At 71.3% G+C, this 13,838-nt stretch carries 11 protein-coding genes; 4 read left to right on the forward strand and 7 right to left on the reverse strand.

Annotation, left to right across the window (positions count from 1 at the left end; translation table 11 throughout):
• Nucleotides 1-108: 108 nt before the first annotated feature.
• Nucleotides 109-1,110 carry a helix-turn-helix transcriptional regulator gene (locus AMK16_RS07070; protein WP_107417060.1) on the reverse strand — a complete coding sequence of 334 codons (1,002 nt, stop codon included), beginning with the start codon at nucleotides 1,108-1,110 and terminating at the stop codon, nucleotides 109-111.
• A gap of 156 nt (nucleotides 1,111-1,266) precedes the next feature.
• Here AMK16_RS07070 and AMK16_RS07075 point away from each other — a divergent pair, with 156 nt between their 5' ends.
• The 3 genes from AMK16_RS07075 (at nucleotide 1,267) to AMK16_RS07085 (ending at nucleotide 4,358) form a co-directional block, all read left to right on the forward strand.
• The gene (locus AMK16_RS07075) at nucleotides 1,267-1,689 is read left to right on the forward strand and encodes a VOC family protein (RefSeq protein WP_073909840.1); all 423 of its coding nucleotides are present in this window, start codon (nucleotides 1,267-1,269) and stop codon (nucleotides 1,687-1,689) included.
• A 339-nt stretch (nucleotides 1,690-2,028) separates the two neighbouring features.
• Complete coding sequence (locus tag AMK16_RS07080; RefSeq protein ID WP_073909842.1) at nucleotides 2,029-3,654, forward strand: sensor histidine kinase; 1,626 nt, start codon at nucleotides 2,029-2,031, stop codon at nucleotides 3,652-3,654.
• Nucleotides 3,651-4,358: a DUF7342 family protein gene (locus AMK16_RS07085; RefSeq protein WP_073909844.1), complete on the forward strand. Its 708-nt coding sequence runs from the start codon at nucleotides 3,651-3,653 to the stop codon at nucleotides 4,356-4,358. Before AMK16_RS07080 ends, AMK16_RS07085 begins: the two co-directional genes overlap by 4 nt.
• 108 nt (nucleotides 4,359-4,466) lie before the next feature.
• On the opposite strand, the gene AMK16_RS07090 is transcribed toward AMK16_RS07085, so the two are convergent.
• The 3 genes from AMK16_RS07090 to AMK16_RS07100 all read right to left on the reverse strand — a co-directional run bounded on the left by AMK16_RS07090 (nucleotide 4,467) and on the right by AMK16_RS07100 (nucleotide 8,862).
• Complete coding sequence (locus AMK16_RS07090; protein WP_073909847.1) at nucleotides 4,467-6,059, reverse strand: solute symporter family protein; 1,593 nt, start codon at nucleotides 6,057-6,059, stop codon at nucleotides 4,467-4,469.
• A complete protein-coding gene (locus AMK16_RS07095) occupies nucleotides 6,056-6,529 on the reverse strand; it encodes a DUF485 domain-containing protein (protein WP_073909848.1) in 474 nt (157 codons plus the stop codon). The genes AMK16_RS07090 and AMK16_RS07095 overlap by 4 nt, the downstream gene beginning before the upstream one ends.
• A 212-nt stretch (nucleotides 6,530-6,741) precedes the next feature.
• A complete protein-coding gene (locus AMK16_RS07100) occupies nucleotides 6,742-8,862 on the reverse strand; it encodes a DNA gyrase/topoisomerase IV subunit B (protein ID WP_073909851.1) in 2,121 nt (706 codons plus the stop codon).
• Between the two features lie 447 nt (nucleotides 8,863-9,309).
• On the opposite strand from AMK16_RS07100, the gene AMK16_RS07105 reads away from it, so the two are divergent.
• Nucleotides 9,310-9,543, forward strand: coding sequence for a DUF7455 domain-containing protein (locus AMK16_RS07105; protein ID WP_073909852.1), 234 nt, complete (start codon nucleotides 9,310-9,312; stop codon nucleotides 9,541-9,543).
• Nucleotides 9,544-9,709: 166 nt separating this feature from the next.
• On the opposite strand, the gene AMK16_RS07110 is transcribed toward AMK16_RS07105, so the two are convergent.
• The 3 genes from AMK16_RS07110 to AMK16_RS07120 form a co-directional block, all read right to left on the reverse strand.
• Nucleotides 9,710-10,645: a serine protease gene (locus tag AMK16_RS07110; protein WP_073909855.1), complete on the reverse strand. Its 936-nt coding sequence runs from the start codon at nucleotides 10,643-10,645 to the stop codon at nucleotides 9,710-9,712.
• Nucleotides 10,646-10,786: 141 nt separating this feature from the next.
• Nucleotides 10,787-12,373: an RNA polymerase sigma factor gene (locus AMK16_RS07115; protein WP_274535338.1), complete on the reverse strand. Its 1,587-nt coding sequence runs from the start codon at nucleotides 12,371-12,373 to the stop codon at nucleotides 10,787-10,789.
• A gap of 517 nt (nucleotides 12,374-12,890) precedes the next feature.
• Nucleotides 12,891-13,832 (reverse strand): FadR/GntR family transcriptional regulator, encoded by a 942-nt coding sequence (locus AMK16_RS07120; protein ID WP_073909859.1) that lies wholly within the window; start codon nucleotides 13,830-13,832, stop codon nucleotides 12,891-12,893.
• Between the last annotated feature and the right edge of the window lie 6 nt (nucleotides 13,833-13,838).

Here is a 13,838-nt window from a genome sequence, read left to right on the forward strand (position 1 = left end):
ACGCAAGACTAGCGCAAGAAATGCAAGTTCCTTGCGGTTCGATTACGCCCATTTTGACGCATGCGCGCGCCGCCCGGAAGAGCCCGTCCGCGGCGCCCGCGGGTGTTCTCACTGCACGGGGCCGGTCTCTGGTCTTGTGGTGCGGGCGGCGCGGCCGTAGCGGGCGGCGAGGTCCCCGAATGCGGTGGCCAGTTGAGGTGGGCCGATGACCTCGATATCGGTGTCGAAGCGGCCGATGGCGGCAGCGAGGCCGGTCCATGACCAGGAGCCGAGGATGAGCCGGCAGTGACGGGAGTCGAGTTCCTCAACGATTCCGTCCTGGACGAAGGGCGCGACTTCGGCGGCCGGGAGGCGGAGGATGACTTCGCCTTGGCAGGCCCAGTCGGTGGTGGCGCCGTCGTTGCCGCGGAATCGGCTGGTGATGAAGGTGGAGACGGTGCCGCCGGGGAGGTCACGAGGGGTGAAGCGGGGGCCGGTGGGTGTGCGGAGCCGGATGCGGTCGACGCGGAAGGTACGCCAGTCCTCGCGGTGGAGGTCCCAGGCCACGAGGTACCAGCGATGACGCCAGGTGACCAGGTGGTGGGGTTGTACGCAGCGGACGTCATCGGCCGAGGTGCTTGGACCCGGGGCGTGGTCGAAGCGCAGTTCCTCGCGGCCATGGATGGCGCGGCTCAGGTCCATCAGGACCTGAGCGTCGACCTGGGGGGTGTCGCCGGCCGCCGCGGGCGGTTGGACGGCGGTGATGTGCAACAGGTCGATGCGGTGGCGCAGGCGGGGCGGCATGACCTGGCGGAGGGTGGCAAGCGCGCGGGTGGCGGCTTCGGCGACGGCGGTGCCGGCGGCCGCGGTCTGGAGTGCGACCGCCAGGGCGACGGCCTGGTTGTCGTCGAACAGCATGGGCGGCAGGTGAGTGCCGGCCTCCAGGCGGTAGCCGCCGGCCGGTCCTTTGAGGGTCTTGATCGGGTAGTCGAGTTCGCGCAGGCGGCCGATGTCACGGCGCACCGTGCGCGACGTGATGCCGAGACGCTCGGCGAGATCATCGCCGGACCAGTCACGGGGCGTTTGAAGAAGCGAGAGCAGCGCGAGCAGCCGGGCAGATGTTTTATGCATGGCACCCATGCTCCCTGCAGTACCGGACACAACCTGTCCTCTACCTCTGCCATCGTGGAAACGAGCCGCCAGGGAGACATCGCTCCTGGTCACGGCAGCCGCCGCTGAGCTGGGACGGTCGGCGGCGTGTTCATCACATCGAGCAAGGAGCAGGTCATGTCCGTCACGACCACCACTCACCTGAACTTCCGGGGCACCGCACGTGAGGCGCTGGACTTCTACCAGTCCGTCTTCGGCGGACGTACTGTCGCGGTCACCTACAAGGACGCGGGCGCCGTGCAGGATGAGAGCGAGGCGGACTGGGTGATGTGGGGCGAGGTGGCCGGCGACAACGGCTTCCGCGTCATGGCCTACGACGTGCCCTCGCAGCTGCCCTGGAACCAGGGCGAGAACCCGTTCTTCGTCTCCGTGCGCGGCGACGACGCCGAGGAGATCAGCGCCCTGTGGGGCAGGCTCGCCGAGGGCTCGACCATCGTGCGTCCGCTGGAGCCCGCGCAGTGGGCACCGCTGTACGGCATGCTCACCGACCGCTTCGGCATCACCTGGGTCCTGGACGTCACCGCTCCGTACAACGGCTGAACCCCCCGACCGACTTGACATGCCTGCGCCGTCCGGGCCGCCGCAGCCCCACGGGCGGCCCGGACGGTGCAGGCACCTTCGGATCGGCCAGGCCAGTGGGCGCCGTCTCCAGTGGAGCCTTCCCTACATCCTCGTCCCTCGACTTGAGCTTCTGCGCCAAGCGCGACACGAATTTGCGTCCTTCGGTGCGAGAACTGCACTGGACTGGCCAGTCGGATGGCGGCGAGACCGCCCTGTCACACCGACATTGCCTGCGCGGGCTGGGCACACAGGACGCAAGCGATTTGCGTGCACCATGGAAATTCCGCTTGTACAGGAGTCGGCTTACCGTTGCTTCTCATGCGGTTCCTCCTCATGAGCGCTCGGCGCCTCGGGCTGCCCAGACGGGCCGTCTCACAGATCCTGCTGACCCAGCTGGCCATCGCCGGCGGGGTCGTCCTGCTGGCCACCGGGCTCTTCCTGGCCCCGCTCGGCGCGCAGCTCGACGACCAGGCCATGCGGCGGGCCCTGGCCATCGCCCAGAGCGCCGCCGCCGACCCGTCACTGGCCGCGGACCTCCTGGGCTCCGAGGCATCGGCGGACACCCCCGTCCAGGCCGCCGCCGAGCGGATCCGCCGGGCCACCGGCGCCGAGTACGTGGTCGTCGTCGACCTGGACGGGATCCGGCGCTCCCACCCCAGCCCCGGCCTCATCGGGCGGCACGTGTCCACCGACCCCGCCGACGCCCTGGCCGGCCGCGAGGTCATGGAGATCGACGAGGGCACCCTGGGCCGCTCCGCCCGGGGAAAGGTCCCGCTCGTGGCCGCCGACGGCGAGATCGTCGGCGCCGTCTCGGTCGGCATCGCCTACGACAGCGTCCACGACCGGCTCCTCGGCGCCATCCCGGGACTGCTGGCCTACGCGGGCGGCGCCCTGGCGGCGGGCGCCCTGGCCGCCTACCTGCTGTCCCGCAGGATCCAGCGGCAGACCAGGGACCTGGCCTTCTCCGACATCGCCGGCCTGCTCGCCGAGCGCGAGGCCATGCTGCACTCCATCCGCGAAGGCGTCATCGCCCTCGACCGGGAAGGCCGGGTCCGCCTGGTCAACGACGAGGCCGCCCGCCTGCTCGGCCTCACACCGGACCCGGACGGTTCCTCGGGCCTCCTCGCCGGGCGCCCGCTGGAGGACGTGCTGGGCGCCGGCCGCACCGCCGACGTCCTGTCGGGCCGCGTCACGGGCCGGGACCTGCTCACCGTCCAGGGCCCCCGGGTCCTGGTCGCCAACCGGATGCCCACCGAGGACGGCGGCGCCGTCGCCACCCTGCGCGACCGCACCGAGCTGGAGCACCTGGGACGCGAGCTCGACTCCACCCGGGGCCTGATCGACGCCCTGCGCGCCCAGGACCACGAGCACGCCAACCGCCTCCACACCCTGCTCGGGCTGCTGGAGCTCGGCCTGTACGAAGAGGCGGGGGAGTTCGTGACCGAAGTCGTCGGAGTGCACCGCAGCACCGCCGAGCAGGTCACCGAGAAGGTCCACGACCCGCTCCTGGCGGCCCTCCTCGTCGGCAAGGCCACCGTCGCGGCCGAGCGCGGGGTCCCCCTGCGGCTGGCCAGGACCACCCTCCTGCCCGACCGGGTGGTGGATCCGGGCGGCCTCGTCACGATCCTCGGCAATCTTCTCGACAACGCCCTCGACGCCGCCGCCGGGTCGGCGGCGCCCCTGGTCGAGGTGGAGCTGCGCGCGGAAGGCCGGGCGGCGGTGCTGCGGGTGCGCGACAGCGGTCCCGGCGTACCCGCCGCCCGCCGCGAAGAGATCTTCACGGAGGGCTGGTCGACCAAGCAGCCCAAGGCCCACCGCGAGCGCGGCCTGGGCCTCGCGCTCGTACGCCGCCTCGCGGAGCGGCAGGGCGGCAGCGCGCGGGCCGGCGAGGCCGCGGACGGAGGGGCGGAGTTCTCCGTCGTCCTCCCGGAGGCCCTGCGGTGAACGGGACCCCGGGCGCCCCGCTGGCCGTGCTCGTCGTCGACGACGACCTGCGCGTCGCCCGCATCAACGCGGCGTACGTGGCCAAGGTCCCCGGCTTCCGCGTGGTGGCCGAGGCCCACTCGGCGGCCGAGGCGCTGGATTTCCTCACCGCCCACCCGGTGGACCTGATCCTCCTGGACCACTACCTCCCGGACGAGAACGGCCTCGACCTGGTCCGGCGGCTTCGCCAGCTCGGCCACCACACCGACGTCATCATGGTCACGGCCGCCCGTGACCTCGCGACCGTCCAGGCCGCCATGCGACTGGGCGCCCTCCAGTACCTGGTCAAACCCTTCACCTTCGCGGGCCTGCGCGCGAAACTCCAGGCCTACGGAACGCTGCGCCGCACCCTGGCGACCGGCGGCGAGGCGGAGCAGGCGGAGGTGGACCGCATCTTCGGCGCCCTCGCCGCGGCCGGCTCCCCGAACGAGCTGCCCAAGGGCCACTCCGCCACCACCGCGGAACTCGTCCGCCAGGTGCTGCGATCCGCCGGGGGCCCGCTGTCCACGCAGCAGATCGCGGACCGCGCGGGCATCAGCCGCCAGACCGCCCAGCGCTACCTGAAGCTCCTCGAACGCAGCGGCCGCGTGTCCCTGGCCCTGCGTTACGGCGAGACCGGCCGCCCCGAGCACCGCTACACCTGGCTCCCGTCGGACGGGCCCTGACCGCCGTCAGGACCTGCCCCGGCGGCCGCGATCCCCGGACGACCACGGGGCGACCCGGCTGACCGGCTGACCGGCTGACCGGCACGATCGGGGCCCGCCCGGCCCGGGTCAGACCGCTCCCGCCCCGGTCAGCGAGCGCACCTCGGTCTCCGCGTGCCTGCGCTCGTCCGCCTCCTCGCGGGAGGTCACGGTGCCCAGCCAGCCCGCCAGGAAACCCAGCGGGATCGAGACGATCCCCGGGTTCTGCAGCGGGAAGTACTGGAAGTCCACGCCCGGGAAGAGCGATTCGGGGCTCCCGGAGACCACCGGCGACAGGACGACCAACAACACGGCCGGCACCAGGCCGCCGTAGACGGACCAGACGGCTCCCCGCGTCGTGAAGCCCCGCCAGAAGAGCGAGTACAGCAGCACCGGCAGGTTGGCCGAGGCGGCCACCGCGAAGGCGAGGCCGACGAGGAAGGCGACGTTCAGGTCTTGCGCGAGGAGCCCGAGCGCGATCGCCGCCGCCCCGATGCCGACGGCCGCGGCCCGGGCCACGGCGACCTCGCTGCGCTGGCGCGCGTGCCTGCGCTTGAGCGAGGCGTACAGGTCGTGCGCGACGGACGCCGAGGACGCCAGCGTGATCCCGGCCACGACCGCGAGGATCGTGGCGAAGGCGATGGCGGCCACGAAGGCGAAGAGCACCGCGCCGCCGGTGGAGCCCGCGCCGCCGCCCAGGTACGCCGCGAGCAGGGGAACGGCCGTGTTCCCGGAGGCGTTGGAGGCCCGGACTTCGGCGGGCCCCACCAGCGCCGCCGCGCCGAAGCCGAGCACGATCGTCATCAGGTAGAAGCCGCCGATCAGCGCGATGGCCCACACCACGGACCGCCGGGCGGCCCGCGCAGTGGGCACGGTGTAGAACCGCGACAGGATGTGCGGGAGCCCTGCGGTGCCGAGGACCAGCGCGAGGCCGAGGCTCATGAAGTCGACGCGGGCGGTCCAGTCCCCGCCGTACCGCAGCCCGGGGCTCAGGAAGCGCAGCCCGTGCCCGCTGCGGTCGGCGGCGGTGGTGAGCAGGTGGTCGACGTTCCCGTGGAAGCGCAGCAGGACGAGCACGGTCAGGGTGATCGCGCCGCCCATCAGCAGCACGGCCTTCACGATCTGGATCCAGGTCGTGGCCCGCATCCCGCCGAAGGACACGTAGACCACCATCAGGGCGCCCACGCCGATCACGGTGAGCGTCCGGGCCGCGGCGCCGGAACTGCCGAGCAGCAGGCCCACCAGACTGCCCGCGCCGACCATCTGCGCGACGAGGTACAGCACGGAGACGACCACCGAGGAAGTGCCGGCCGCGATCCGCACGGGCCGCTCGCTCATCCGGGCGGCGACCACGTCGGCCAGGGTGAAGCGCCCGCAGTTGCGGACCAGTTCGGCGATCAGGAACAGCACGACCAGCCAGGCGACGAAGAAGCCCACCGAGTACAGCAGGCCGTCGTAGCCGAAGAGGGCGATCAGCCCGGAGATGCCGAGGAAGGAGGCGGCGGACATGTAGTCGCCGGCGATGGCGAACCCGTTCTCCAGCGGCGAGAAGAGGCGCCCGCCGGCGTAGAACTCCTCGGCCGAACCGTGGCGGTTGCGGCTGACCCAGGTCGTGATGCCCAGGGTGACCGCGACGAAGGCGCTGAAGAGGATCAGCGCGAGGGTCTGGTGCTCGGTGGTCACCGGCCGGCTCCCCTCGCGCGGGTCCGCTCCTGGTCGCGCTCCTGCTCGAAGACGGTCCAGCGCAGGTCGAGCGCGGCACGGTCCCTGCGCAGCCGCGCGTGCCGGGCATAGGCCCAGGTCAGCAGGAAGGTGCTGAGGAACTGCCCGAGGCCCGCCAGCATGGCGACGTTGACCGCGCCCGCCACGGGCCGGGCCATCAGGCCGGGCGCCGTGGTGGCGGCGACCACGTAGGCGACGTACCAGAGGAAGAACCCGGCGGTCGCGGGGACGACGAACCTGCGGTACCGGCTGCGAACCTCCTGGAAGGCGGCGCTGCGCTGCACTTCGAGGTAGATGTCGGACGCGCCGGGTGCGGGGCGCGGCGGGGATGTCTCCTCGGCCCCGCCCTCACCCCAGCCGACCGCCAGTGCGTCGTACCAGGGGTCGTCCAGCCGGATCGTTCCGGCATCACGACCGTCGTGCTTGTCCACCGAACTCTCCTTGTCCGCCGCCGCATTGGCCGCGTGTCTCCCAAGGATGTGTGGAATGGACCCTTTCCGGACTGGTGTACCGGTGCTCTTCACTCCATCAGGTGATGCGGTCAAGAGCATCTGTGTGATGCCCCGTCACGATGCGAGCCCCCGGCCTCCGTTCGCGGCGCGCGCCGGTGTCCGATGACGGCACCGGCCCGCGGCCGCCGGGTTCAGGCGTCGATGCGCGAGCGGTCCAGGGTGGCTGCGGAGCTCGTGATGAACTCCTTGCGCGGAGCCACCTCGTTGCCCATGAGCAGGTCGAAGACCTGCTCGGCCGAGTCCAGGTCGCCGATGTTGATCCTGCGCAGGGTGCGGTGGCGCGGGTCCATCGTCGTCTCCGCCAGCTGGTCCGCGTCCATCTCGCCGAGGCCCTTGTAGCGCTGGATCGAGTCCTTGTAGCGGATGTTCTTGCGCTGGTACTCCAGCAGGGTCTGGCGCAGCTCGTTGTCCGAGTACGTGTAGACGTACTTGTCCTGGCCCTTCTTGGGCTGCACCAGCTCGATCCGGTGCAGCGGGGGCACGGCGGCGAAGACCCGGCCGGCCTCGACCATCGGTCGCATGTAGCGCTGGAAGAGCGTCAGCAGCAGGCAGCGGATGTGCGCGCCGTCCACATCGGCGTCGACGAGCAGGACGATCTTGCCGTAGCGGGCGGCGTCGATGTCGAAGGTCCGGCCCGAGCCGGCTCCTATGACCTGGATGATCGCCCCGCACTCGGTGTTCTTGAGCATGTCCGAGACCGAGGACTTCTGGACGTTGAGGATCTTGCCGCGGATGGGCAGGAGCGCCTGGAACTCGGAATTGCGGGCGAGCTTCGCGGTGCCGAGGGCCGAGTCGCCCTCGACGATGAAGAGCTCGCTGCGCTCCACGTCGTCGCTGCGGCAGTCGGCGAGCTTGGCGGGGAGGGAGGAGGTCTCCAGCGCGGTCTTGCGACGCTGCGCCTCCTTGTGCTGGCGGGCGGCGATCCGGGTGCGGGCGGCGGCGACGATCTTTTCCATCACGGCGCGGGCCTGCTGCTTGTCGTCGCGCTTGGTCGAGGTCAGGAAGGCCTTGAGCTCCTTGGCCACCACGGCGGCGACGATCCGGGTGGCGGCCGAGGTGCCGAGGACCTCCTTGGTCTGGCCCTCGAACTGCGGCTCGGCGAGACGGACGGTGACGACCGCCGTCATGCCCTCCATCGCGTCGTCCTTGACCACGTCGTCCTCGGCGACGCGCAGCAGCTTCGCCGAGCGCAGGACCTCGTTCACGGTCTTGGCGACCGAGCGCTCGAAGCCGGAGACGTGGGTGCCGCCCTTGGGGGTGGCGATGATGTTCACGAAGGACTTGACGTTCGTCTCGTACCCCGTGCCCCAGCGCAGGGCGATGTCGACGCCCAGCTCGCGGGTGACCTCGGTGGGAGTCATGTGGCCGCGGTCGTCGAGGACCGGGACGGTCTCCTTGAAGGTGCCGGTGCCGGTCAGGCGGAGCACGTCGCAGACGGCCTTGTCCTGGGCGAGGTAGTCGCAGAACTCGCTGATGCCCCCGTCGAAGCGGAAGGTCTCCTCGGTCTTGCCGGCCCCCTCCAGGCCTCGCTCGTCACGGACGACCAGGGTCAGTCCGGGCACGAGGAAGGCGGTCTGGCGGGCGCGCTGGTAGAGCGTCTCCAGATTGAGCCGGGCGTCCTTCAGGAAGATCTGGCGGTCGGCCCAGTAGCGGATCCTGGTGCCGGTGCGCCCCTTGGGGATGCGCTTGACCTTGCGCAGGCCGTTGGCCGGGTCGAAGGGGCTGTCGGCTCCCTGCTCGGTGAACATGCCGGGGACGCCGCGGCGGAAGCTGATGCCGTGGGTGGAGCTGCCCCGGTCGACCTCGACGTCCAGCCGGGCGGAGAGGGCGTTGACCACGGAGGCGCCGACGCCGTGCAGGCCGCCGGAGGCCGCGTACGAGCCGCCGCCGAACTTGCCGCCGGCGTGCAGCTTGGTCATGACGACCTCGACGCCGGACAGCCCGGTCTTGGGCTCCACGTCCACGGGGATGCCGCGGCCGTTGTCGCGGACCTCCACGGAGGCGTCCTCGTGGAGGATCACCTCGATGTGGTCGCAGTACCCGCCCAGGGCCTCGTCGACGGAATTGTCGATGATCTCCCACAGGCAGTGCATGAGGCCCCGGCTGTCGGTGGAGCCGATATACATGCCGGGGCGCTTGCGGACGGCCTCCAGCCCTTCGAGGACGAGCAGGTGCCGCGCGGTGTAGTTGGAACCGTCCCGGTCTGCTCCGGACAGCAGCGCGCTGGAAGGCACGGACGTGTCGGCGGTCACGCAGTTCGCTCCTCGCTGAATTTCTTTTCTGGCCCGGTCGGGCGCAGGGATGGCTCGGGTGCCGGTCGAAGGGTACCGAGGCCAGGTAGAGCCGATGCAACGCCACCCTCGGGCGCCCCTCAGCCTAGTCCACACCCGTACGGATGTTCGATCCCCCGTGGGGGTGAAGCAAACATCACGTTCCCTTCCAGGCATGAACCATTTAGGGTTCGGGCACGTCCTCATGAACAACCTGGCGCTCGCGTCAGGGAGGATGGAACTGCAACAACCGAACGACTGACAACGCGAAACCGTAAAGCAACGCAATACGGCTCCTTCGCCGCCAACCGGCAACAGCCGGCCAGCTTCGGAAGGAAGTTTCGAGGAAAAGCCGCGAGCGGGAACGTTTTCGGCCTGGTTGGATGTTGACCCTGGTACGACAGCTCGTCGAGCTAGAGAAGAGGCGACGTGACTACTGTTCTGACACCCGCGACCCCGCTGACGGCCGCTGACCGATGCGACCGTTGCGGCGCCCAGGCATATCTGCGCGTCGTCCTGCTGAGCGGCGGTGAACTGCTCTTCTGCGCCCACCACGGTCGCAAGTTCGAGCCGGAACTCAAGAAGATCGCCGCGGAAATACAGGATGAGACCGAGCGGCTCACGTCCGCTCCGGCCGCCCAGGCCGAACCCGAGGACCGCTGACACAAGGCCTGCACCTCGACATCCGACGAGCCAGGACCGGCCAGGCCGGTCGACGGGCGGCTCCCCTGAGACTCAGGGGTGCCGCCCGTCCTCGTGTCCGCGGCCGCTCGCCGGCCCGCCCGCTCCGGGAAGGAAGGGGCGCGCGAGCGGCCGCCCCCGCGCGCCCCTACGGAGCCCGGCCGGTCAGATGCCCCCGCAGGGACCCGGGGGCCGCCCCGGAGGCCCTGGCGGGGGTCCACGGGGATCCCTGGGCACCGCGTCGCTGCACGGCCTTCTCCGGGCCGGTCACGAAGCCGGCCAGGGGCGCGACCCGCGTGTACACGCCGGGGCTGTCGGCGCGCCCGCAGCCGCGCCCCCACGACACCAGCCCGATGAGCCGTCCCTGCGCGACCAGCGGGCCGCCGCTGTCGCCCTGACAGGCGTCCTTGCCGCCGCGGCCGTCGCCCGCGCACACCATGGAGTCGGCCCGGTACTGACCGTCCGCGTCCCCGGGATAGGCCCGGGCGCACACCTCGTCCGCCAGGACGGTCACGGACGCCGCCCGGAGCGCGTACGCGTAGTCACCGAAGCCGCTGGTGTCGCCCCAGCCGTACACGGCGGCCTCGGTCCCGGCGTCGTAGGCGGGGTGCCCCGCAGCGGCCATCGGGAGCACGTAGTGGGCCGGCACGGGTTCGGCGAGTTCCAGGACGGCCAGGTCCCCGGCATTGGTGCCCGGGTCGTAGGCCGGGTTCACCCGTGCCGCGCGCACCGCGACCTCCCGGCCCCCGGACGCCTGCAGCTCCGTACGCCCGACGATCACCCGGAAGTCGGGGACCGACCCGACCGGGCCGCCCAGCACCTCTCGGCCCAGGCAGTGGGCCGCGGTCACCACCTTGGCGGGCCCCACGATGACGCCCCCGCAGAACTGCCCGCCCCGCGTACCCCCGAACCGGTCACGGCTGGCCAGTGCCACGACCCACGGACTGTCGGTGATCTTCACCGGCTTCCCGCCGATCACCACGCCGTCCGCGGCTGCGTGCGGCACCTGGGCCAGCGGCGCCGCGGCCGCTCCCGCCGCCAGGGTCAGCGCTCCCGCCAGAGCACGGGCAAAGGGACGACGCATGAGGCCTCCTGACTCCGAGTGTGCATGACTCCACCCAGAGTGGGATGCCCGGTGGCGGGGCGCACCCGCGCGACCGCCACCGCCGAAGGCCCCCGCCGCCGGGGCGGCGCGCCGTATGCGGCAGGGCGGGAGCGGATGCGGTCAGTCGAGGTAGTCGCGCAGCACCTGGGAGCGGGACGGGTGGCGCAGCTTCGACATCGTCTTGGACTCGATCTGGCGGATCCGCTCACGCGTGACTCCGTAGACCTTGCCGATCTCGTCCAGGGTCTTGGGCTGCCCGTCCGTGAGGCCGAAACGCATGGAGACCACGCCGGCCTCGCGCTCGCTCAGGGTGTCGAGCACCGAGTGCAGCTGCTCCTGCAGGAGCGTGAAGCTCACGGCGTCGGCAGGGACGACCGCCTCGGAGTCCTCGATGAGGTCGCCGAACTCGCTGTCGCCGTCCTCGCCGAGCGGGGTGTGCAGGGAGATCGGCTCGCGGCCGTACTTCTGGACCTCGATGACCTTCTCGGGGGTCATGTCGAGTTCCTTGGCCAGCTCCTCCGGTGTGGGCTCGCGGCCCAGGTCCTGGAGCATCTGGCGCTGCACGCGGGCGAGCTTGTTGATGACCTCGACCATGTGCACCGGGATGCGGATGGTGCGGGCCTGGTCGGCCATGGCGCGCGTGATCGCCTGGCGGATCCACCACGTCGCGTAGGTGGAGAACTTGTAACCCTTGGTGTAGTCGAACTTCTCGACCGCGCGGATCAGACCCAGGTTGCCCTCCTGGATCAGGTCCAGGAAGAGCATGCCGCGGCCGGTGTAGCGCTTGGCGAGGGAGACCACGAGTCGGAGGTTGGCCTCCAGCAGGTGGTTCTTCGCGCGGCGGCCGTCCTCGGCGATGATCTCCAGCTCGCGCTTGAGCTTCGGCGCCAGCTTGTCGGAGTTCGCCAGCTTGTCCTCGGCGAAGAGACCGGCCTCGATGCGCTTGGCGAGCTCGACCTCCTGCTCGGCGTTGAGGAGGGGGACCTTGCCGATCTGCTTGAGGTAGTCCTTGACGGGGTCGGCCGTGGCACCGGCGACGACCACCTGCTGGGCGGGGGCGTCGTCCTCGTCGTCGGAGATGACGAAACCCTTGTTCTCGCCGCCCTCCTCCTCCTCGTCGCCGTCGGCCTTCGCGGCGTCGGGACCCTCCTCCGGGGTCTCCTCGTCGCCGGTGTCGTCGGCGGCCTTCTTGGAGGCGGTCTTCTTCGCCGCGGTCTTCTTCGCCGCCGTCTTCTTGGCGGGCGCGGCCTTCTTCGCCGCCGCCTTCTTCGCCACGGTCTTCTTGGCCGGGGCCTCGGTTCCGGGCTCTTCCGCGAGGGCGTCCACGGTCTGCGGGTCCGCCGTCTCGGCCTCGGGCGCCGCGGGGGCGGCCGTGTGCGCCGCAGTCGTCCTGGCAGCCGTCTTCCGGGCCACGGGCTCGGTGGCCGTCCGCTTGGCCGGGCTCTTCGCTGCGACGCTCTTGCGGGTGGTGCGCTTGGGCGACTCCGCGGCACTGACCATCAGCGTCACACCCTCTTCCTCGAGGATCTGGTTGAGGCTGCGCAGAACATTCTTCCACTGGGTCGCAGGAATCTGGTCAGCCTCGAAGGCCCGACGCACGTCATCGCCGGCGATCTGCCCCTCGGCCTTGCCTCGCTCGATGAGCGCCATCACAGACTCGGAATCGGCGATCTCCGGCGGGAGCGTACGGGATGTGCTGGCCGACACGAACAACCTCTCGGAACGATGGAAACGGCTTCCGACCCCGGGCCTGGTGGTGCTGGACCGGAGCCGACGACCACCGACTGGGGATGGGCCGGCGGCGCGGGCAGGGGCCGGGGAGTTGCACAGCAACCCCAAGGGCTGCTGTCTTCCCTCCGTCGGCCATCACCTCTTAAGTCATCGCGTGACCTCGCGGAGCGTTACGCCCTATCTTCGTGGCCCGAGTCACACCCCGCATGCAGCAATGCCGGTCATAGGCCCATATGCGCGCTTCGACTGCGGGCGCGGGGGACCTGGGGGCGAGAGACCTGGGAAGCGGGAGGAAGGGGCCCGGGAAACCGGCGGCAAGGGCCGGGGCGGGGCACCGCGCGGCGTGGGCGCCCGGGTACCCCCCGGGCAGGGGGGTGGAAGCACACCGGGGGTCGGAGCGGGAGCGCACCGGGGCCGCACGCCGGTGTCGCCGGACCCGACCGGGCCCGGCGACATGTCATACACCCCCGCGACGCCCCCGCGCGTCCGCTGCTCAGTGCTCGCGCGGGGCGGGGACCACGCGCTCGACCTCCGGATGCACCGTCAGGAGCTGACGCATGGCGTTCTCCGCTCCCGTCGCGTCCCCGGCGGCGAGAGCCTCGACCATCCGCGCGTGGTGGGCGACGGAGGTCTCGCTCGGGCGGTCGCAGGCGGTGACCGGGTGGCCGGAGACCTGGAGCGCGGCGGAGACGATGCTGGAGAGGTGCTCCAGCATGCGGTTGCCGGCGACCTGGATCAGGAGCCCGTGGAACTCGTTGTCGGCGCGGGCGAAGGTGATCACGTCTCCCTGGCCGAGGGCGTGGCCCATGATCTCGACCATGTCGGCGAGGCGCTGCTGGACCTCCGGGCGGCCGTGGCCGGCGGCGAGTCGGGCGGCGAGCGGCTCGATGGTCCAGCGGAGCTCGCCGAGCTCGCGGCGCTGGTCGTCTCGCTGTGGGCCGAAGGCGCGCCACTCGATGATGTCGGGGTCGAGCAGGTTCCAGTCGGCGACCGGGCGGACCCGGGTGCCGACGTTCGGGCGGGCGCTGACGAGGCCCTTGGCCTCCAGGACCCGCAGCGATTCGCGGACGACGGTGCGGGAGACCTCGAAGCGCTGGCCGATCTCCTCGGGGACCAGCGGACGGTCCGCGCCGAGATCGCCGGAGACGATCATCTGGCCGAGCTGCTGGACGAGTTGGCCGTGCAGCCCGCGCCCGCGGCTGCCGGCGGCGCGGCGCCCGACCCGGCTCAACTCGACGTCGGCGCCGTCCCAGTGGGGCGCTGCGACGCGGTCGGACCCGGGGGTCTCCGCGTAGGGGTAGCGGTCGAGATCGCCCGGGCCGGCGAGGCCGGAGTCGGCGTGGCGGGCGGCGGTCATCATGGTGTGCGCAAGGGTACTCACGACTCCTTTGTCGGTCGTGCCTCCATCACCCTTGAGGTCTTTGGTGAAAAGCACACGAAA

It is taken from the genome of Streptomyces sp. CB00455 (assembly GCF_001905445.1).
GTDB lineage: Bacteria > Actinomycetota > Actinomycetes > Streptomycetales > Streptomycetaceae > Streptomyces.

Excerpts from the sequence above, each read along its gene's own strand:
- AMK16_RS07070 (WP_107417060.1), bottom strand. The coding sequence starts at position 1,110 with ATGCATAAAACATCTGCCCGGCTGCTCGCGCTGCTCTCGCTTCTTCAA.
- AMK16_RS07075 (WP_073909840.1), top strand. The coding sequence starts at position 1,267 with ATGTCCGTCACGACCACCACTCACCTGAACTTCCGGGGCACCGCACGT.
- AMK16_RS07080 (WP_073909842.1), top strand. The coding sequence starts at position 2,029 with ATGCGGTTCCTCCTCATGAGCGCTCGGCGCCTCGGGCTGCCCAGACGG.
- AMK16_RS07110 (WP_073909855.1), bottom strand. The coding sequence starts at position 10,645 with ATGCGTCGTCCCTTTGCCCGTGCTCTGGCGGGAGCGCTGACCCTGGCG.